Here is a 20,813-nt window from a genome sequence, read left to right as displayed (position 1 = left end):
CATTATTGATTCAAGCCCTGATAAATCGTATCGAGATTCCACTTCATCATGTTATAGTAGCTGTCACCTTCTTCTCCCGGTTCTGCAATCGAATCGGTAAAGACGGTTCCGAATATCGGAATACCTGCATCACGAGAAACACTTTGCATCGGACGAGTATTGACGCTGCTTTCGACAAACAAGGAAGCGACGGCTGAGTTTTGCAGCTGATCCACTAAGTTCTTGATTTGCGCAGGGGTTCCTTCTTCTTCGGTATTGATTTCCCAGATATAGGCAGACGGTACACCGTAGGCTTTGGAGAAGTATTTGAAGGCTCCCTCACTGGTGACGATCAATTTCTTCTCTTCGGGAATCGATTGGAAGTTTTCCTTCGCTTGCTGATCCAGTTCTTCTAATGAAGCCAAGTAGCGTTCAAGGTTTTCTTCATAGAAAGAGCGATTGTCAGGGTCCTTTTCGCTCAAACGTTGAGCAATGTTGCGGGCATAGATCATACCGTTTTCTAGATTTAACCAGGCATGAGGATCGGCTTTGCTGTGGTCTTCATCATCAGAAAGATAAAGCACATCCACGCCATCACTGACGGCAAAGTAATCTTCATTTTCTACCTTATTGGCATTGTTCATCAATTTGGTAAACCAGCCATTGCCGCCAGTTTCTAGATTCAAGCCGTTGTAAAGGATAAGATCGGCATCGGTCGCTTTTCGAACATCTTCCACTAAAGGTTCATATTCATGGGGATCACGCCCCACTGGTACGATACTGTGAAGATCGATTCGATCACCGGCAATGTTTTCCGTAATATCAGCAATGATCGAATTGGTCGCTACTACTGAAAGTTTCCCTTCTGTTTGGGCCATCTGTCCGTTTTGCTGTGCCAAAAAGAAGCCACCAGCTACAGCTGCCGTTGCTAAAACCGCCGTCACTGACCAGCGTTTGACTGGACTGGTCTTTTGTTTTGGTGAGAACAAGAAACCGATCACGAAAAAGGCTCCTGCGGTCAAAACGATACTTGATCCTGCGGCAATATTAAAGCTATACCCGATAAACAAGCCGATAAATGAGGCGAAACCACCTAAAACCCCTGCGATGACCATCATATGCTTCAATTGTTTTGTATAAAGATAAGCCGTTGCTGCTGGAGTGACTAACAGAGCCACGATCAAGATCGTTCCGACGCTTTGCATCGCTGTCACTGAAACCAAAGTCAACAAGAACATCAATAAATAGTGATAGGCTTGCACTTTCATCCCAAAGGCCTTTGCCATCATCGGATCAAAAGACGTGATCAACAGTGGACGGAAGAAGAGGATGATCACTGCCAGCACAAGGATAGCGATAGCGATCGTCAGCCATTTGTCGCTGTCTTGCACCGCTAGCACATTCCCAAACAAAATGTGAAACAAATCAGTCGAACTATTTGCTACTCCAATCAAGATAACCCCTAAAGCTAGAAACGAACTAAAGGTGATACCGATCGCTGTATCGCTTTTGATTAGGCTGTTATTGGCGATATAGGTAATGATCATGGAAGCCAAGATCCCAAAGAAGATCGCCCCGACAAAAAAATGAACGCCGAAGATATAAGACAAGGCTACCCCTGGTAAGACCGCATGAGAGATTGCATCCCCCATCAAGGACATTCCTCGTAAGATAATAAAACAACCGATCACCCCTGCCACGATCCCGATCGCGACTGCCGTGATCAAGGCATTTTGCAAGAAATGATAGTTACTTAAACTCGTAAAAAAGCTTGTCAACATGTTAAACGCCTCCTTTCACGATGATCGCATCGCCAAATGTTTGCTTCAAATTGCTCTCGGTAAAGACTTCACTGACTGGTCCCGCAGCGATCAGGGTTTGATTGAGCAGAACCAAGTAATCAAAGTATTCGGTGATTTTCCCCAGATCATGGTGAACGATAAAAATCGTCTTGCCAGCATCTCGCAAGTTACGCAACAGGCCGACGATGATCGCTTCACTGGTGGCATCGATCCCTACAAAGGGCTCATCGAGGAAAATATAGTTGGCATCTTGCACCAACGTTCGAGCAATCAAGACCCGCTGAAACTGCCCGCCGGACAATTCCCCAATCTGACGTTCCGCAAAGGATTCCATTTCTACCGCTGCCAGAGCGGCTGTCACTTTCTGCCAATCGTTTGCCGACATCCTTTGGAACATGCGCATCTTAGGATACAAGCCTAAAGATACGACTTCTTTGACTGTGATCGGAAACGTGTAATCAACCGCGGTCTTTTGTTCGACATAGGCAATTTCCTTTTGAAAGTCTTTTAACGCTTTTTTGTCGACACTCATGTTCCCACTGGAAGGGATCAATTTCAACGCCGCTTTGATCAGCGTCGACTTCCCTGCCCCATTTGGACCAATGATCCCTACGATCGACGGTTTTTCTACTTGAAACGACAAATCCGAGATCACTTGATGATCGCCATCATAGGCTGCGGATATTTCTGAAAAAGTAATCATTATTTTCACTCCATTTCCATAGTTAAGGATAGTTTATTTATTTTTTAGGTAGACCTAACTTATTTTTATTATACAAGAAAGGATTTGTTTTGCAAGACAGTTCTCTTGATTTTTTTAAGAAACACCACAGTTTCTTGGCAATGACTCTTGAAAACTAAGATTCTATCTTTATTTATTGAGTAAAAGTTGGTGCCCACAAACACGGATGCCATCAATTTCTTTCTATCTTTTGAGCGCAAAGCATTTGATTTATTCTTAATAAAAGAGATCATTCCTCGGCACCTCAGTGACGTACGTTTTTTCAATAACAGAAGAGAGGCTAATCAAAGCCTCTTCGCTTTCTCCCTTTATGATTAATACCAAACAAATCAAAGAATCAACAATTCTTCTATTTCCATAAATTCACGAATTCACTCTCTTTTATGATGACCAAGAAACCCTTTCATCTCGACTAAAACGCTTTATAAATTAAACTTTTCTAATTATTATGTGATTTTTCGAACAAAAGCTAAAAATAACATGACAACTATGTTAGTCTTTGATTTGGAAAAAGTTTTAGGAGGAATAAAAACAATGAAGAAAATTTTCCAAACACTATTAGTCCTAACCTCGTTAGCAACTTTGAGTGCTTGTGGCGCTGATTCACAAACAAGCAGCAGCTCAAGTACTGGTTCATCTGCTAATGAAGAAACAGATGCAACTTCTGCTGCATCTGGTCAAGAATACACAGACCCTAGCGAACTTGCAGACAACTACGATGTCGTGATCGTCGGTGCAGGTGGCGCTGGAATGGCCGCTGCGATCCAAGCAAAAGAAGCTGGCGCAAACCCAGTTATTTTAGAAAAAATGCCAATTTCTGGTGGAAATACATTGAAATCTTCAGCAGGAATGAACGCTTCAGAAACCAAATTCCAAGAAGCAGAAGGCATCGAAGATTCAAACGATCTATTTTATGAAGAAACATTAGCTGGCGGCCACAACACCAATGATGAAGAATTGTTGCGCTACTTTGTGGATCATTCAGCAGAAGCAATCGATTGGTTAGATTCCATGGGTATCACTTTAGACAACTTAACAACGACTGGCGGGATGAGTGAAAAAAGAACGCACCGTCCATCGGATGGTTCTGCTGTTGGGGAATACTTAGTTGATGGCTTGATGCGCAACATCCATGAATTGGAAATCCCAATTTTTGTGAATGCCGATGTCAAAGAAATCAATGAAGAAGATGGTCAAGTCAACGGGGTGACCGTTGAAGTTGAAGGAACCGAACAAACCATTGATGCCAAAGCAGTTGTCGTTACAACAGGCGGTTTCGGTGCCAATTTCGACATGATCACCGAATACAAACCAGAATTGGCAGACTACGTGACAACGAACCAAGAGGGTTCGACTGGTGATGGGATCAAAATGATCGAAGCATTAGGTGGACAAACGGTTGATTTAGAGCAAATCCAAATCCACCCAACAGTGGATCAGTCTAAATCACTGTTAATCACTGAAGCTGTCCGTGGAGAAGGCGCGATCTTGGTCAATCAAGAAGGCGAACGGTTCTTCAATGAAATGGAAACACGAGACAAAGTCTCTGAAGCGATCATTGCCCTACCTGAAAAATCAGCAACGTTAGTTTTTGATGCAGGTGTCAAAGAACGCGTGACAGCCATTGATTTTTACGAGCAACAAGGGTTAGTCAAATCCGCTGACACGATCGAAGAATTAGCAAAAGAATTGGACATGCCAGAAGCAGCGCTTGCTGACACGATCGCTACCTGGAACAGCAGTGTGGCTGCTGGTGAAGACGAAGCCTTTGGACGCAGCACAGCAATGGACAACGATTTGTCAACAGGACCTTACTATGCCATTGCCATCGCTCCTGGTATCCACCACACGATGGGCGGCGTGAAGATCAACACCAACACAGAAGTGATCGCTACGGATAACGAAATCATTCCAGGTCTTTTTGCAGCCGGTGAAGTAACTGGTGGGTTGCATGGTGAAAACCGAATTGGCGGTAATGCCGTTGCCGATATCATCATCTTCGGACGCCAAGCAGGAACAAAAGCTGCCGAATTTGCGCAAGAAAATTAAAACACTCTCTATAAAAAAAAAGTACTTACGTTTTTTTCATCAACGTAAGTACTTCTTTTTTCATATAATTGACACAATAGTTTTTATTGTTCTGGTGCTGTCACTTTGATAATCTGCACCTCATAAGGCGCCAACTGAAGCATTTGGTTTGTCGTTTTTCCAGTAAGCAAATCGACTCCTGTAGTTGCTACCTCTACTTCTTGATTTTCTTCGGAAAAATTCATCACAAAATAATAGGTAGTCGGAGTAAGCTGCTCTTGCTGACTTTCTCTACTTTGGATCGACACGTTCGTTGAACCTTGACGGACCCACTCATTTTGTATGCGAAGCTGTTGTATTACTTCTTGATAGAAGTCTTCCAAAAAGGCTTGATCCGTCCGTCCCCCAAGATAGTAGGCACTTCCTTCACCATAATCATTTACGGTCACTGCAGCTTGACCTTGATAAAAATCAGCACCGTAGACCCCTAACGTTTGGGCAGTGTTTGTTTGAACAACACTACAATAATCATGAATTTGGTACTGCTGCTCCTTCATTAAAAGCAGATTTTTTTGTTTCGGATATAACGTATCGATTTCTTTCACAGACACACCAAACAGTTCTTCTAACTCTTGGGGCCAGCCCCCTAAATAGGTCAAGTCCGTTTCATTCACGATCCCCGTCAAATAAGTGGAAACCAGCGTCCCGCCATTGTTCGTATACTGTTGAAACTTTTTCATAGTTTCTTTTGGTAAAAGGTAAAGCATCGGAGCGATGATCAATTGGTAAGAGTCAAAGTCATGGTCTTTCGTGATGACATCAACCGCGATGTCATGATCCCAAAAATAGCGATAATGCTCTTGCAACGTTTGTGGGTAGCGTTTGCTCTCCAAACCAAAACCTTGCGCATCATTGAGCGCCCAATTGTTATCCCAATCATAGATGATCGCCACTTTGGCTTTTTTGTGCAATCCTTTGACTTCTTTGATTTCTTCTAAGGCTTTTCCCACTTCTGCTACATCTTGAAAAACACGATTCTGTTCGTCGTTGTCATGGTCCACGACGGCCCCATGGAACTTCTCAGATGAGCCTCGAGATTTTCGCCATTGGAAATAAAGATTACTATCTGAACCGTGAGCAATAAATTGCATAGAAGACAACAGATGCATCCCGGGGCGTTTCGTGCGATTGACTGGATGCCAATTCACACCACTAGGGGTTGATTCCATGATCAAAAAGGGTTGCTTTTTCAAGCTACGGTACTGATCATTGATAAACCCAACCTTACTTGCCAAATCAGCTGTCGTTCCCCAATCATTATGCCAAGCAGGATAACAATCCCAACTAATGACATCTACATGCTGGGCAAATTTTCCATAATCAAGGCTATAAAAGGGAATCAAATCTCGGGTATCTGCCATGAAATTCGTTGTGATCGGCACATCTGGAGACAAACGACGAATGTCTTTGATCTCATGTTCATAGAAATCAATGGTCTGATCGGTCACAAAACGATGCCAGTCTAGATTTAGTCCATGAACTTGCATTTCGCCGATCGGTGAAGGAGATTCGATTTGCGACCAATCGGTGATCGTATGGCTCCAGAAAGGTCCCCACCAGGCCTCATTCAAGGCTGCTAATGTCTGGTACTTCTGCTTAACCCACTGACGAAAGTTTTCTTGGCAAATGGGACAATGACAATCTCCAGAATACTCATTGGAAATATGCCACATCAATAGTGCTGGGTGATCGTGGTAGCGTTCAGCTAATTTCCGATTGATGATCGCCACTTTCTCACGATAGATCGGTGAAGAAAAGCAGTGATTGTGACGCCCGCCGTGTAACATTTTTTCCCGTTTTTCATTGGTCCGTAGAACTTCAGGGTATGCTTTAGACAACCAGGCAGGACGCGCGCCGCTTGGCGTCGCTAAAATGACGTTGCTGTTTCGTTCGGCGAGCTCATCCATGATTTTGTCTAACCATTCAAATTGAAACACCCCTTCTGCTGGCTCTAAGGCACTCCAAGCAAAAATACCAAGGGAAAATGTATTAGCATGAGCTTTTTCCATTAGTTCTAAATCTTTGGCTAAGATCTCGGGATAATTTAGCCACTGGTCAGGATTATAATCCCCACCATGTAAAAAGCGTTCTTCTAAGTTATATCTTGTCATCTTCTCTTCCTATCCTTTTGTGCCACCAGCGGTCAAACCGGAGACAAAATGTTTTTGTAATGCAATAAAGACGAGTGCGATCGGAATACTGATCAAAATAGCCCCTGCCGCAAAAGTCGTATAGCTGGCTCCCATTTTATCCGTGACTAATTTGTATAACCCAATGGGTAGTGTATAGTACTCAGGATTACGTAAAATCACAGAAGACAGGGCAAAGTCTCCAAGTGGTCCAGTAAAGCCATTCATGGCAACGACTGCCAGCATTGGTCGTGATAAAGGAATCAAAATTTGCCAGAATATTCGCGTATTGCTTGCGCCATCTATCTTGGCACTCTCGTCTAAATCTAACGGGATCGAGTCAAAATACCCTTTCAATAAGTACGTGTTCATGGGAATCTGGCCCCCAACGTAAATCAAGATCAGCAACCAATGGCTATTGATCAAGCCGAGCATTTGGGCCAATACAAAAATTGCGATCAAGGCAGAGAACTGCGGGATCATTTGTAGTAGTAAGAACAGCATCAACCCATTTTTACGGCCTGTAAAACGAAATCGTGAAAAGGAATACGCCGTCATGGAGACAAAAATCAGTGACAAGAACATGGTGCATACACTGATTTTTAATGAATTCAAATACCATTGACTATAATAAAGCGAGTTGTCACCAGCAAACAATTTCGTGTAGTGACTTAATGTCGGACTCGTCGGAATCAGACTCGTACTTACTAAACTGTTCCCAGGATTAAAACTAGCACCGATCGTCCAAAGTAAAGGATAGACGATCACTACTACCGTAAAAATCAGTACGAGATACGTCAAGGATAGGCGGACAAATTTTTGTTTCTTCATACTTGCTGCCTTCATGTTATCCAACCTCCTTGAATGAATTTGTTCGGCGGAATTGCCATAAAGCAATCGCGATCACGACGATCGATAAGAGAATCGTCAACGCTGCTGCCAGTGCATATTGACTATTTTGCATCGTGAGCTTATAGATCCACGAAACCAAAATATCGGTACCACCAGCGGTCGAACCAGGAACTGCTGGTCCACCAGAATTAAACAGATAAATGATATTGAAATTGTTGAAGTTAAACGTATATTGCGTAATCAAAATCGGTGCCATTGCATAAAGCAATAATGGCAATGTGATTCGGCGGAATTTTTGTAAAGCTGAAGCACCATCGATGGTCGCCGCCTCATACAAATCATCAGGAATGGATTGCAGCGTCCCTGTAGTCACGATAAAAATATACGGAAAGCCTAGCCAGCCTTGAATCAGTAGCAAAGCTAAGCGGGTCCAATTCGCACTCGTTAGCCAAGGAATCGGTGAAATCTGGAAGAAATTCAAAATCGAATGATTGATCGCACCAAAGGAATCATTGAACATTCCTGAAAACACCAAGATCGTAACAAATCCCGGAACTGCCCATGGGAGGATCAAAATCGTTCGAAAGAACTTTTTGAGTCGTAATTCTTTTTGATGCACCAGCACCGCTAAAAATATTCCGATAGAAACTTGTAACGTTGAGGCGATCAAGGTCCAGATAACTGTCCAGCCCAGAACATTGAAGAAGGTACTACGCCAAATATCGACAGTAAAAATCTTCTTAAAGGTCTCTAATCCCACCCAATCTGCTAAATTGGCAGGTGCAGAATGATACAGATCATAGTTCGTAAAAGCTAACGCGATACTAAAGAGAATCGGAAAAATAACAGAAAACACGAGTAAGAAAAATGCTGGGCTACTCATTAAATAAGGATAGCCTTCTCTTAATAGTGCCTGGTAGCTTTCACGGATAGAGTTGACTGGTAGCTCATTGTCTCTTAATTCACCGTTTTTATAGGCATCACGGATGTTTAAATAATAGAACAACAGACCAAAACCGATGACGATCAAGGCAACTAATCCTTCTGCTAATAAAAAGATGGAATTGTCTCTCGGCACTTCCACGCCTAATGTCACGATGCCCCAAAGTCCCATATTAAATAAATCTTTAAAGACGACAAGATACATAGCAAAAAAGAAGAAAAATAAAGCGCCTTTGATTTTTTGCCGATTATAAAATTGACCGAATCCTGGTATGATCGAGAATAGCATTGCTCGTTTTGCATACGACTGCGTGTTTTTCACATTTTCGCCCCCTGTAAGAAAAAGCCGCTGACAAACGTTTCGTTCGGCCTTACTTGATTCCTAGTGATGAATGACCACCCGAAACGTTTGTCCTTGAGACGACTTTCTAGTTTTGAATTGCCGCAATGGCTGATTTGATCTGTTCGACTGCTTGTGGTAAAGCTGTTTTCGGTTCAGCCTTTCCAGTAGCAATGGTTTGCAATGCGGCATCCATTGGTTCCCATACTGAATTCATTTCAGTGATCCCAGGCGTTAGTTCTGCGTGTTGGGACTGAGCGGCAATGGCTGCAGCACTTTCACTTTCTTGAACTGCTGGATCATCTGCCAATGAAGCAACCGCTGGTACTTCCTGTGTTTTTTCATAACGAACTTTTGAATTTTCTTCATTGCTGATAAATTTGACGAATGCTTCAGCTAATTCAGGGTTTTGGGAATAGCTACTTACGTTGTAGCTTTTGACACCGATAAAGGAGCCCATATGTTCACCATTGCCTAATAATGGCAATTCTTTCACACCATAGTCGATGCCCGCTTCTTTATATGGAGACAAGTTCCATGGTCCCGAGATGACAGCGGCAGCTTTTCCTTCCGTAAATAAAGAGTCCAACACATTGATTCCTTGTTCACCGACCAATCCCGATGGAAAAACACCTGCATCATAAAATTGTTGGATATAGTCTGCTCCTTCGATCGCGCCTTCATTAGCTAATCCAATATCTTCAGGGTCATAGGATCCATCGGCATTCTCGCCAAAAACATAACCTCCATAACCGCTCAATACACCTTGTGCGTAATAAATTTGATCCCATAATGCCAGTAACCCATAACTGTCAGCATCTAAGACAGACTTGGAATACTCCAGCCACTCATCCGTTGTCTGTGGCAAGTCTTCTTCGGAAATTAGTTCTTTGTTATAATACAAAATTTGTGTTTCAACCGCTTTTGGTAAGCCGTAGACTTTGCCGTCAACGATTTGCGATTGCATTGCTGATTCTGTATACAGCTCTTGTAGCGTTTGATCGACTGTTAATTCTTTCAACAAACCTTCGGTAACGGCTGTACCGATTTGATCGCCAGGAATCGTGATGACATCCGCACCTGTACCAGCGGGTCCATCCAATCGTAAATCTTCGATCTGTCCACCATAGGCTTTTTCGACCACTTTGATCGTCACATCGTGTTCTTCTTCAAATTGTTTGACTGCCTCTTCAATCCCAACTGATTTTGCTTGGTCTTCCCAGACCAATAGATCATAGTCCTTATCACTGCCACTATTTGCTGCAGTACTATCTGTCCCTTCACTTTGTGGACCGCAAGCACCTAATCCTAAAGCTGCTACACTTAAAAAAAGAACTCGAGACATTTTTTTCATCATCATTTCTCCACCTTTTCTTTATTTTGCAAACGCTATCTTCTCGTTTATAATAAATTATTTTACTTAATATGTAAATAGTTTTACTAAATTAATTTCTTCAACGAAGTAAACAAATGGATAAAATCAAGGTTTATCTCACAAATATTTTTTCAAAATACCACCACGCTCTGAACTTTCACTGTTCAGTAAATATATTTAGTAAATTCATTTACTTGGTAAAGTTGTTAGCGTATACTAGAAGAAAGAGGTGAAGAAGATTGGTTACAATAAAAAAAATTGCCGAGCAATCAGGCTTTTCACAAGCGACTGTTTCCCGATTATTGAAAGGCGACGAATCGTTGTCGATCGCAGCCGATACGCGTCAAAAAATTATTCATACCGCTTTATCACTAGGTTATGATCGCTCAAAAATAAAAACAACACTAGAAAAAATCGCCGTCCTTTTCTGGCTGACAGAACAAGAAGAGCTGCAAGATGTCTATTTTCGACAATTGCGTATCTCTTTAGAAAAATATGCGAAAATCAACAATTTGGAAATTCAACTGATCACCCATGAAGATGATGTTTTAGAAACACTGCAAGAAGTCGCCGGATTTATTGGGATTGGCTCTTTCACTGAGAATGAAACGCAGCAGTTCAAATCCGTTTGCCCCTATGGCGTCCTTTTGGAAATCAACCCCTGTCCAGAGCTGTTCGATACGGTCAAACCTGATACTGATCGAATGACGCAACTGGCGATCGATCTATTTTTAACAAAAGGATACCGAAAGATCGGCTTTATTGGTGGTGCTTATCTAAATCCTGATACCCAACGTGCAGAAATGGATAGTCGCGAGGTCATCTTCCGTCAAACGCTGGCTCGTCGAGATGCGCTCGATGAGGCGTTCTTATTTAGTGGTGGCAATTTTTCCGTTGAAACCGGCTATCGTTTGGCGAAAAAAATGGTGGAATCCCTTGGTGACAATTTGCCAGAGGCGCTCTTTGTGGCTTCTGACACCATCGCAGTTGGTGTGCTCCAAGCGTTAAATGAACGATCCATCATCATTCCTGATCGCTTGGAATTAATCAGTATCAACGACAATGAGATCGCAAAATTTGTGGCTCCCCCTCTAACAACGTTTAAAATTGATGTGGAGGAAATCGCCAAAACCGCGATCGATTTATTGGTGGATCAGATCGTTCATCCTCGAGCGATCACCAAAACAGTCCTTTTAGGGGCTGAACTCATCGAACGAAAAAGCTTTACGCAAGCATAAAATACGCCCCTAGAAAGTTAGAAAAACTAACTTTCTAGGGGCGTTTCATTGTCTAAATCAAAAAAAGCATTCTTTCGTTTTTCACATCTCTTTCGCCACAGCATACACAAGATGCGGCATGTCCACTTGCCGATAGTGTTTGACAAAGCGATCCACCAGCTTCATTCCATTGCGCAATGCCACATTTATGGAGGCTTGATTGGTCTCACGAATGATCGAATAAACAATGGCGGCATTCAGCGTTGCAAACGCATAGCCTTTACAAGCCTGGGCGGCTTCTGTGGCAAACCCATGATGCCAGAAGTTCTTTTGAAACAAGTACCCAATTTCTAAAACGGCTTCTCCCTTGACGTCTTGCCATGTCAACCCGCATTGACCGATCGCTTGCCCGGATGCTTTCTCAATCACTAGCCACAAGCCAATGTGATCGTTTTGATAGCGTTGCAGCTGTTTGTCGATCCAACCAGTGACTTCTTGCTCACTGAAGGGTCCTTCATAGGCAATCATCACTTCTGGATCTTGCAAAATCTTTTCAATCGCTGGTCGATCGTCATGACTCATTTCTCGCAGCACTAATCGCTTAGTTTCAATTAGTGGTTCCATGGTGGTTGCGCTCCTTCCTATTCCATTCGGTTTCTTTTCAAAAAATACCAACTTGCTGCCCATGCGGTGATGGGTAAAATAATCACCGCTGCCAGACCCGTGATCAAACAAACGACCAATTCTGAGACGAACGCCTTCGAATTGATCATTTCACCAAAGGAGATCGACAAATCTTGAAACCACGCAATCAACGCCAGATTACTTCCCATAAAGGCAAACAATAAGGTATTGATCGTTGAAGACAATACGTCTGATACCACGGTCATACTACTTTTACTTAATGCCTTGATCGAGACTTGCGGGTTTGCTTGAAAAAGTTCATAGGTCGCAGTGCTGATTGCCATACTCCCATCTGCCACCGCCCCCGAAAAACTCATCAAAATGATCGCAGTCATCAATGCCTTAAAATCGATGGCTACATCAAAGGAATACATCGCCAACTCATCCAGTTCCTCTGCCGAAAACCCATGCAGATTCATTGCAGAGAGCACAAGCGGAAATAGTAGTAGAAAAAGCCCTAGAAAGACCAACACACAGACAAAGGCAATTTTGGTTTTCTGATTGACGCCATTCACGAAAAACAAGGTGATCGCCGCCACGGCTAAAAAGGCAACACAAGCCGCTGGTATGATCGGTGCCCCTCGGTCAATCAGGACCAGCAGCGCTAGAAAGACAGCCACATTCATAAACAGACCAGTGACTTGAAACAGCCCTTCGATCCGAAAAACAGCGAAAGTCAGCAAGAGAAAAAGCAAGATCAACACAAACAAAACATTCATTTTGCTTTCCTCCTTTGTAGTTCAAAGCAAAGGAGCGTCAACGGTACCGATAAAACCAGCGCAAAGCCACCGCATAATGTACGCACTATTTCTAAAGAAAGATGCATCGGCAATGCTTGCGACAGCAGCCAGCCATTTGCTAGGTAAAACAATAGCGCTGGCATACTCCCACTTAAATAAGCAAACAACAAGACATTGATCATCGAAGAAGTCGTATCTTGCGCGATGGACCGACCGATCGCTAATCGTTCCTTGCGGCTAGTCTGGGGATTGATGCGCTGGATCTCATCTAGACTGGCAATCAGCATGACAATATTGTCCATGCTGGCACCAATCGCGCCAATCAGCAGACTCCCTAGATAGACACTGCGATACGGACGGGTCAGAAACGACATTTCTTCATAGCGCAACCCATGATCTTGCAAAAGATCCATGGCGAACCGACAGAGAAAAAACGCCAAGAGGACGCTGGCTAACGAGGCAATGATTTTGCGGCTGTCGATCGTACGAAAGCCATAGGAAATCCCCATCGTCAAAACCAACGAGACGATCGTAAAAACGATCATCAAAAAGACCAATGAAAAGGAGCTGTTGCCTTTGTGAAACCAAAGAAAAAGGAGCAGTAAGCCAGTATTCACAAAGATACTAAGTAAAGCCCGCAAGCCCTTTTTGCCACCAATTGCGACTACTGCCATCAAAAATAAGGCAAGGAAGAAAAAGAGATACCCATCCCGTTTTTGTGCTTGTACCTGCCAGCCATCCCCTTCTTTTTGCAAAAGCAGCTGTTGTCCGGTCTGATACAACGGATGAATCGCACCGTTGGGGGTGTATTGCGTAGTGACTGTCCGTAGTACCCCAGCTTCTTCTCCGTTACGAACGATCCCTTGGATCTGCTGCTGGTCGGCGGTGACTTGAACCGTTTGTACTTCTATGATCGGCTGTGCATAAAAGCGGCTACTTTGGGTTTGGATCAGCCAGCTTAAGACCAGCACGCTAACAAAGGCCGCTAGATAATAATACTTTTTCAAGACCGTCTCCTTTCATTTTCAGCAAAAAAAGACTTAGACAAACCACCAGTCCTACGACCAATCACCTTGTGAGGCTGGATGACTGGTCGAAATGGTTACTGTGTCGGCGAGACTAACTGCTTTGCTAGTCGCCTGCTTTGTCAAAGTCCTTTTACTTGCTCGTTTTGCTTACACGACATTTTGCGGTGTACCTGCTTTAAAACCGCTTAAGTTCGCCACAGCGATCCCCATCAAACGACGCCGCGTTTCGACGGGTGCCCAAGCGATATGCGGTGTCAAATAGCAATTTGGCGCCTGTAATAAGGGATTGTCAGCTGCGATCGGTTCTTTTGAAACGACATCTGCCGCCAAGGCTGAGATCTGCCCTGTTTGCAGCGCTTCAGCAACTGCCGCTTCATCGATCAAGCCGCCACGGGCGGTATTGATCAGGATCGCAGAAGATTTCATTTGTGCCAATGCTGTGCGATCGATCATTTTTTCTGTCTCAGGAAACTGCGGAACATGAAGGCTGATGATATCTGCTTCTTGATACAATTCCGCCAGCGAAACTTGTTTTGCCCAATCCGCTTGTGCTGGTTTTGGTCGATGATTAAAGTAGATCACCTTCAGCTGAAACGCATGAGCGATCGTGGCAACTGCTTGAGCAATCGCACCATATCCAATCAGCCCAATCGTTTTGCCTGCCAATTCCATCAATGGTGTCTGCCAATAAGAAAAATCTTTGCTGGTTTGCCAGTCGCCCTGATGCACGGAACGATTATGGTGTCCCACTTGATTCGTCACTTCCAGCAGCAAAGCAAAGGTCGCTTGTGCCACTGCATTTGTACTGTAGCTAGGAATATTGGTCACGGTGATTCCCTGTTCCTTCGCTGCTACCAAATCAACGACATTGTATCCAGTTGCCAAGACCCCAATGTAGGTCAATTGCGGACATGCTTTGAGCACATCTGCGGTGATCGGCGTTTTATTTGTCAAAATTGCTTCGGCATCGCCGATTCGCTCAATAATTTCTTGTTTATCTGTATACGAGGTACGATCATACACCGTCACCTCTCCTAATTCTTCAAACCCTTGCCAAGACAAATCTCCTGGATTCAACGCATAGCCATCAAGTACAACGATCTTCATTCTTTCGCTCCTCTCGCTTTTCCTTTTGCTTTTCCATAAAAAACGGGAATTCCTAGTAACGTCACGCCAATTCCCACGACTGCTAACCACGTGTCAGTGATCAAGGTCATAATTAAGATAAAACAGCCACCTAAGATCGCAATCAAGGGAATGATTGGATAGAAGGGAACTTTATACGGACGCTTCATCTGCGGTTCTGTTTTTCGCAAACGAAAAACTCCTACAAATAATAATACACTAAAGAACCACATAACAAAAACCAGCATATCGGTCAAGAGATCAAAAGTGCCTAAAAGCATCATGATACATGCGATCCCCAACTGTAAAAAAGCCGCCGCATAAGGTGCATTGGTGGTTTTACTTAAGGTCGCAAAGGTCTTGCTGAAAGGAATCTCATCTTCCAACGCCATGGCATATGGGACCCGCAAGCCAGTCATTGTATAGCCGTTCAATGCGCCATACACAGAGATCAGGATACCGATCGTGACCAGTTTTCCGCCAAAGCTGCCAAACAAGGCCATCGCAGTTTCTGAAGCACTGTTCAAATTACCAGCGATTTGATCGATCGGCAATGTTTTTAAAAAGGCAACATTGATCAACACATACACCAAGGTAACAAAACTCAACCCAAAGATGATGGCTTTTGGTAAATCTTTTTCGGGTCGCTTCATTTCCCCAGCGACATTACCGACTCCCATCCAGCCGTCATAAGCAAAAAGGGTTGCTAAGAGGGCACTACTGATGCCAGCTGCAAGCGATCCTTGAGTATTGGAAGAAAAATCCACCAATGAGACCGATACTTGCCCTGGTGTCAACAGGCCCGCCACGATGATCACCGCAATCGGAATCAGCTTGACTGCTAACGTGACGGACTGGACTTGAGCAGCGGCTTTTGTTCCCAAAAGATTGATCAAGGTCACACTCGTTCCGGTCAAAATCGATAAAGGAAGCAAATAATTGCTGGGTAGATGAAATAAGTTCAAACACTGGGTCGCAAAAATAATACTTAAAGCCGCCACGTTTGCTGGAAAGTAAATGATACTTTGTGCCCAGCCTAATAAAAAGGAGGGTAATTTCCCATAAATTCTTTCAATATATCGAATGGGTCCGCCAGTCTCAGGAATCGCCGTCGCTAACTCCGCCACGGTCAAACCGCCGCAAATCGTTAGAAAGCCGGCAAGCAGCCAGACCAACAATGTCAAACCGGTGGATTGGGTCTGCTGGACCACAGCCGCTGCTTTGAAAAACACGCCGGCGCCGATCACCGTTCCCATTACTGTCGATAATGCCCCAAAAAAACTGATTTCTTTTTTCAATTGACTTTTCACAACATCACTTCCTTTTTAAATGAATAAGTCAAAGTATAGCGGATAGAAACTATCTTGACTAGAGGAATTTCAGAAAACAAAAAGCAAATACCATGAAAAGACGGCATTTGCTCCAAAATTTTTTTATTCTTTTGTGGATTCTTGAAAAACCAGCAACGGAAGCTGTCGTTTTTTGTGCATTTGTTGAACCAAATAAATTCCTGCCAGCAAGATGATCGGGAAAACGATCGCCCCTAGAATCCCAACCTGCAGCTGTTGTCCCGTCCATTCGACGATACTGCCGACGACAGCGGGTCCGATTGAACATCCTAGATCTCCTGCTAATGCCAAATAAGCAAATAGCGCCGTCCCGCCGTTGCGAATGTATTGCGCAGAAAGACTAAAGACCCCTGGCCACATGATCCCTACGGCAAAACCGCTTAAGCCGCAGCCAAGAAACCCGATCAATGGCAATGAAGCAAAGCCGATCATCATATACGCCAGTAGGCAAAGCAAAACACTCAAAAACATAAAGCGTTTCAAATCGATGCGTTCCCCAAACTTGCCGTAAAGCAAGCGGGAGATCCCCATCATCAAGGCAAAAACCATTGGCCCTGCTAAATCGCCTAGCGTCTTACTAACGCCTAAGCCCTGTTCGGCAAAGGTCGATGCCCATTGGCTGACTGCTTGTTCGCTGGCTCCAGCACAGACCATCATCACCAGAAACAGCCAAAAGCTTTTCAAGGAAAAGAGCTGCCGAGTGGTCAACCCTCGTTCTCCTTCGGCAACGATTGGTGCCAACGGGACTTTGGTAAAGAAAAACAAATTGACCAACGGGATCAGTGCCCAGATGATCGCCAAAATCGGCCACTGTTGAATACCGAACACCATGAAGAACGCAGTTGAGAACAAAACGACCCCCACGTACCCCCAGCAATAAAACGAGTGCAGCATGCTCATCGTTTTTTCCTTATGTTCCGTTGGACAGGCTTCAACGATGGGACTGACTAAGACTTCCAGCAAGCCACCGCCAATGGCATACAACAAAACCGCTGCTAACAATCCGCTAAACGGGGTCGGAAACCATAAGGGAAAAACGGCTAGACCAATCAAGCCGATCGCTGCAAAAAAATGCGCGGCTACGATCGACACTCGATAGCCGATGCGGTCTACAAAAAAGATTGCTGCAAAATCGACGGCTAACTGGGTCAAAAAGTTAAAACTAACCAGCAAAGTAATCTGGCTGATCGGTAGCTGGTATTGGCTTTGAAAGGTCAAAAATAATAAGGGGGCAAAATTATTGATGACGGCTTGAACGATGTACCCTACAAAGCAAGCCGCAATCGTCGAACGATAACTTTTCATTTTCACTTCTCCTTTACTCGTCTTATCAGTATACCAAGTCCAATAAGACAGTAACCATGGAGAAAACACTTTTTTTACCCAGAGAATCTTAAACTATTACAATAATTGATGCTAATTGCCCCCTCTCACTTCATTATTGAAAAATACTTGCTCACAATCCCTAAGTAGATTCATTTAACGTTTACCAGTTGCAGTCAGGTTGATTGCTCTTGATCATTGTTCCTGCCTTTTAGTAAAGATTTCTTTTTGAATGTCTGCCATTTTATCAAATGTCAAACTATAGTGCTTCATTGCTACTAAACCAATCCCACCAGTCAAAATGGGAAAGCCGAACAATAAAAACAAAGCGATCGCTTTGATTCCTATGGTAGCGGTATCTGTCGGTTGTGGAACAACTGTTTTATAGCCAATAAACGCTGCTGAGAATGCTGCAATACTCGTTCCTAAAGAGGATATGATCTGATCAATAAAGTTATACGTAGAAGTAATCATAGCCGGGATAAACTTTCCAGAGGAAACCAACTCATAATCAATGATATCCGATCTCATGGCCCCATTGGCAATGGTCACACACATTTTTGTGCCGTTGGCAAAAAACAATAATAAGAAGAAAAGGAGCATATATAACTTATTACTTGGTATCATCTTCATATCGATACTAGTGAGAAAGAGGATCGTAACGAAAGAAACCAGCATATTCAATTTTGTCCAAGTGATCGTCGTTGCCTTATTACCAAACTTGCTGGAATATTTTGCTCCAACAAATCCAAAACCTAATGCAGGAATCATCGAAAGCGAATTCAAAATAATTCCCAGCTGCAGATCACCGATCAAAATACCAAAAAACATTGTAGTAAGAATCGCTTGCGTTGCAATATGTTGGGAAAGTTTTGTCATAACAGAGGATACGAGGTACATTAAAAAAGGGCGGTTGCGCCGAAAAAGACGAAGCATATCCGCAAAGCCGACTAATCTCTTTTCCTCGGAGACAGAAAAGCCTGCAAAATTTTCAGGACGATCAATCGCTGCAATACTCAGAATACAAATGATTGTGAGGACAAACGAAATTGGTATAGCAAGCAACGCCGTCTCTCGCAACATTTGAGCGGAATAATAATTCCCATATTTTGGAAGAATCACAAGCGTAGTAATCAAACTAAATGCAATAGGAATTAAAAAACTATACAAAGTACTCCAGACTTGAACATAAGGTCGCTGTACAGGGTCATTCGTAATCACAGGCGCAATCATATTTCCTGAAATATCGGATAACGTCGCTCCAATAATATATATAATATACATAGAAATAAAATACAAGATTCCATAATCATGCTGGCTGCCCCATACGAATAAAAGGAATGTTGCAAATGAGCGAAAACACCAGCCAATAATTAAAATAATTCTTATTTTCCCAAAACGTGTATTGATTCGATCAATAAATATTGCAAGAATAGGATCGATAAATCCATCACATATGCGAGTTGCCGTCAAAATAATTCCTGTGACGGAAACGGTGATCCCATATCCTTCATTTGCCAGATAACTCATCAGTCCAGCAAGTGAAAAAAAGAGCATCGAAGCCGCCGTATTGAATTGTGAGAATATCAATTGAAACATTGTTGCCTTCTTATAAACTGACCTTGTTGGATTCAGTTGTTCCAAAATCATCGCCCTCTTTTTTCTTCTATTAAACTACTTATTCCAGCATTTCATAAAATTTCGCTGACCTTATGCCGAGCTATTCAGCAACAGCTGATGCCTGTACTAGCATCGTTTCTCCATTAACATTCCCTATTCTCTTAAAGAAAACAGTTATTGTTTCCTTTAAAAGAATAGGAATAATCAGCTTTTATTGAAAATGCTTCAATTGGTTTCCTAAATGATACAAGCTGGGCTTAGGTTTTCTTGTTTGGGTACTGCGGTCAATTTCGATTAATCCAAACTTCATCGCAAACCCTTTTTGCCATTCAAAATTATCCATGAGACTCCAATGGAAGTACCCCTTGACCGGAACCCCTTCTTGGATTAGATCACTCACACCTGCAAGTGCTGTATCAATGAATGACACCCGTTCTCGATCATCCGATGTCGCAATACCGTTCTCTGTGATATAGATATCTTTATTGAAAACATCTGATACTTTTCTTACAACATTCGCCAATGCTTGCGGATAGTTTTCATACCCCATCTCAGTTAATTTACTGCCTTCTGGCGCGCTTTGTACACCTTCTCTTGTGAAAATCTCACGAGTATAATTTTGGACGCCGAAAAAGTCATCTTCTTTAATTGTTGGCAAATAATGAAGAAATTCATCATACCATGCTTTTTCGATCAGTTTCTTTGCTTCTTCACTTGCATCACCCAGTTGTAGATCATGTAAGCTTAATGTCATTCCAACTTTAATCCCTTTGTGTTTTGAACGGATAACTGATCGCGCTGCTTTATGTGCCTCAATAATAATCTGATCGCCTTTTTGGGTTCGTTGTGAAAGAAATGTATTGGCTTGCTCGTTTTCTTTTAAACCAAATGCTTCAGCTGCTTCTTTCATTTGGAGTCGTTGTTCTTCACCCAGCGGCATATTGACTCCGACTTGAAGATTGACCCCCATTTGTTTCAAAATCCTTTTGATGATTGCTGCCAACTGAATGCCCATATTTGCTTCATTGATCGTACAAATATAATCAACAGAATCACCAATACGACTGATTACAAAATCGGTATATCGTCTAAAATAATCAACTGTTTTCTCTGACTCCCAGCCGCCTTCTGAAATTAGCCATTTCGGACTTGAAAAATGATGCAGTGTTACAAAAGGAGTAATGCCACTTTTCTTGCAATACTCGATCACCGCTTGGTAATGATCGATTTCTTTTTCATCAAACTGCCCTTTTTTCGGTTCGATTCTCGCCCATTCAATTGAAAACCGATAGGCGTTGAATCCTGCTTCTTTCATTAGATCTATGTCTTCCTCGTATCTATTATAATGGTCGACGGCATCTAAAGAAGGCTCCTTAAAAATTGAATGGGGCAACTGCTCTTGAACCCAAAAATCACTATGAATATTATTTCCTTCAATCTGATGTGCAGCTGTAGCTGCTCCTAAATAAAAGACCATC

16 protein-coding genes are annotated in these 20,813 nt (G+C 43.0%); 2 read left to right on the top strand and 14 right to left on the bottom strand.

The window, feature by feature from the left end:
• Positions 1–2: 2 nt before the first annotated feature.
• Together IGI73_RS04855 and IGI73_RS04850 are read right to left on the bottom strand one after the other, a co-directional pair.
• The gene (locus tag IGI73_RS04855; protein WP_015509320.1) at positions 3–1,760 is read right to left on the bottom strand and encodes a metal ABC transporter permease subunit; all 1,758 of its coding nucleotides are present in this window, start codon (positions 1,758–1,760) and stop codon (positions 3–5) included.
• A 1-nt stretch (position 1,761) separates the two neighbouring features.
• On the bottom strand, positions 1,762–2,484 hold the full coding sequence (locus IGI73_RS04850; RefSeq protein WP_060791832.1) for a metal ABC transporter ATP-binding protein: 723 nt from the start codon (positions 2,482–2,484) through the stop codon (positions 1,762–1,764).
• A gap of 573 nt (positions 2,485–3,057) precedes the next feature.
• Here IGI73_RS04850 and IGI73_RS04845 point away from each other — a divergent pair.
• The gene (locus tag IGI73_RS04845; protein WP_428206462.1) at positions 3,058–4,572 is read left to right on the top strand and encodes a flavocytochrome c; all 1,515 of its coding nucleotides are present in this window, start codon (positions 3,058–3,060) and stop codon (positions 4,570–4,572) included.
• A gap of 83 nt (positions 4,573–4,655) precedes the next feature.
• Here the strand turns inward: IGI73_RS04845 and IGI73_RS04840 are convergent, their stop codons facing one another.
• The 4 genes from IGI73_RS04840 to IGI73_RS04825 form a co-directional block, all read right to left on the bottom strand.
• Complete coding sequence (locus tag IGI73_RS04840; protein ID WP_428206463.1) at positions 4,656–6,722, bottom strand: beta-galactosidase; 2,067 nt, start codon at positions 6,720–6,722, stop codon at positions 4,656–4,658.
• Positions 6,723–6,731: 9 nt separating this feature from the next.
• Positions 6,732–7,586, bottom strand: a complete 855-nt coding sequence (locus tag IGI73_RS04835) for a sugar ABC transporter permease (protein WP_010747791.1) — start codon at positions 7,584–7,586, stop codon at positions 6,732–6,734.
• Position 7,587: 1 nt separating this feature from the next.
• Positions 7,588–8,823 (bottom strand): carbohydrate ABC transporter permease, encoded by a 1,236-nt coding sequence (locus tag IGI73_RS04830; RefSeq protein ID WP_016608233.1) that lies wholly within the window; start codon positions 8,821–8,823, stop codon positions 7,588–7,590.
• Between the two features lie 139 nt (positions 8,824–8,962).
• Complete coding sequence (locus IGI73_RS04825; RefSeq protein WP_086294881.1) at positions 8,963–10,234, bottom strand: extracellular solute-binding protein; 1,272 nt, start codon at positions 10,232–10,234, stop codon at positions 8,963–8,965.
• A gap of 254 nt (positions 10,235–10,488) precedes the next feature.
• On the opposite strand from IGI73_RS04825, the gene IGI73_RS04820 reads away from it, so the two are divergent.
• Positions 10,489–11,487: a LacI family DNA-binding transcriptional regulator gene (locus IGI73_RS04820; RefSeq protein WP_270276062.1), complete on the top strand. Its 999-nt coding sequence runs from the start codon at positions 10,489–10,491 to the stop codon at positions 11,485–11,487.
• Positions 11,488–11,568: 81 nt separating this feature from the next.
• Here IGI73_RS04820 and IGI73_RS04815 read toward each other — a convergent pair whose 3' ends face one another.
• From IGI73_RS04815 to IGI73_RS04780, 8 genes are all read right to left on the bottom strand, one after another.
• The gene (locus IGI73_RS04815; protein WP_086294879.1) at positions 11,569–12,090 is read right to left on the bottom strand and encodes a GNAT family N-acetyltransferase; all 522 of its coding nucleotides are present in this window, start codon (positions 12,088–12,090) and stop codon (positions 11,569–11,571) included.
• A 17-nt stretch (positions 12,091–12,107) separates the two neighbouring features.
• Entirely contained in the window at positions 12,108–12,869 is a 762-nt protein-coding gene (locus IGI73_RS04810) for a YibE/F family protein (protein WP_428206464.1), read from the bottom strand.
• A complete protein-coding gene (locus IGI73_RS04805) occupies positions 12,866–13,897 on the bottom strand; it encodes a YibE/F family protein (protein WP_332282798.1) in 1,032 nt (343 codons plus the stop codon). Before IGI73_RS04805 ends, IGI73_RS04810 begins: the two co-directional genes overlap by 4 nt.
• 168 nt (positions 13,898–14,065) lie before the next feature.
• On the bottom strand, positions 14,066–15,025 hold the full coding sequence (locus IGI73_RS04800) for a D-2-hydroxyacid dehydrogenase (protein ID WP_428206465.1): 960 nt from the start codon (positions 15,023–15,025) through the stop codon (positions 14,066–14,068).
• Positions 15,022–16,353 (bottom strand): APC family permease, encoded by a 1,332-nt coding sequence (locus tag IGI73_RS04795; protein ID WP_010747783.1) that lies wholly within the window; start codon positions 16,351–16,353, stop codon positions 15,022–15,024. The genes IGI73_RS04800 and IGI73_RS04795 overlap by 4 nt, the downstream gene beginning before the upstream one ends.
• A gap of 123 nt (positions 16,354–16,476) precedes the next feature.
• A complete protein-coding gene (locus IGI73_RS04790) occupies positions 16,477–17,697 on the bottom strand; it encodes an MFS transporter (protein ID WP_010747782.1) in 1,221 nt (406 codons plus the stop codon).
• Between the two features lie 213 nt (positions 17,698–17,910).
• Positions 17,911–19,359, bottom strand: a complete 1,449-nt coding sequence (locus tag IGI73_RS04785; RefSeq protein ID WP_164888596.1) for an MFS transporter — start codon at positions 19,357–19,359, stop codon at positions 17,911–17,913.
• A gap of 187 nt (positions 19,360–19,546) precedes the next feature.
• Positions 19,547–20,812: a glycoside hydrolase family 1 protein gene (locus IGI73_RS04780; protein ID WP_128431803.1), complete on the bottom strand. Its 1,266-nt coding sequence runs from the start codon at positions 20,810–20,812 to the stop codon at positions 19,547–19,549.
• Between the last annotated feature and the right edge of the window lies 1 nt (position 20,813).

The organism is Enterococcus sp. DIV0755f (genome assembly GCF_051713725.1).
Taxonomy (GTDB): Bacteria; Bacillota; Bacilli; order Lactobacillales; family Enterococcaceae; genus Enterococcus_D; species Enterococcus_D casseliflavus.
The sequence above is the reverse complement of the archived record's forward strand: the minus strand, read 5'-3'. Positions and strand labels throughout refer to the sequence as shown.

Excerpts from the sequence above, each read along its gene's own strand:
- IGI73_RS04840 (WP_428206463.1), bottom strand. The coding sequence starts at position 6,722 with ATGACAAGATATAACTTAGAAGAACGCTTTTTACATGGTGGGGATTAT.
- IGI73_RS04790 (WP_010747782.1), bottom strand. The coding sequence starts at position 17,697 with ATGAAAAGTTATCGTTCGACGATTGCGGCTTGCTTTGTAGGGTACATC.
- IGI73_RS04780 (WP_128431803.1), bottom strand. The coding sequence starts at position 20,812 with ATGGTCTTTTATTTAGGAGCAGCTACAGCTGCACATCAGATTGAAGGA.
- IGI73_RS04845 (WP_428206462.1), top strand. The coding sequence starts at position 3,058 with ATGAAGAAAATTTTCCAAACACTATTAGTCCTAACCTCGTTAGCAACT.
- IGI73_RS04830 (WP_016608233.1), bottom strand. The coding sequence starts at position 8,823 with ATGCTATTCTCGATCATACCAGGATTCGGTCAATTTTATAATCGGCAA.
- IGI73_RS04815 (WP_086294879.1), bottom strand. The coding sequence starts at position 12,090 with ATGGAACCACTAATTGAAACTAAGCGATTAGTGCTGCGAGAAATGAGT.
- IGI73_RS04835 (WP_010747791.1), bottom strand. The coding sequence starts at position 7,586 with ATGAAGGCAGCAAGTATGAAGAAACAAAAATTTGTCCGCCTATCCTTG.
- IGI73_RS04800 (WP_428206465.1), bottom strand. The coding sequence starts at position 15,025 with ATGAAGATCGTTGTACTTGATGGCTATGCGTTGAATCCAGGAGATTTG.
- IGI73_RS04855 (WP_015509320.1), bottom strand. The coding sequence starts at position 1,760 with ATGTTGACAAGCTTTTTTACGAGTTTAAGTAACTATCATTTCTTGCAA.
- IGI73_RS04810 (WP_428206464.1), bottom strand. The coding sequence starts at position 12,869 with ATGAATGTTTTGTTTGTGTTGATCTTGCTTTTTCTCTTGCTGACTTTC.
- IGI73_RS04825 (WP_086294881.1), bottom strand. The coding sequence starts at position 10,234 with ATGATGATGAAAAAAATGTCTCGAGTTCTTTTTTTAAGTGTAGCAGCT.
- IGI73_RS04850 (WP_060791832.1), bottom strand. The coding sequence starts at position 2,484 with ATGATTACTTTTTCAGAAATATCCGCAGCCTATGATGGCGATCATCAA.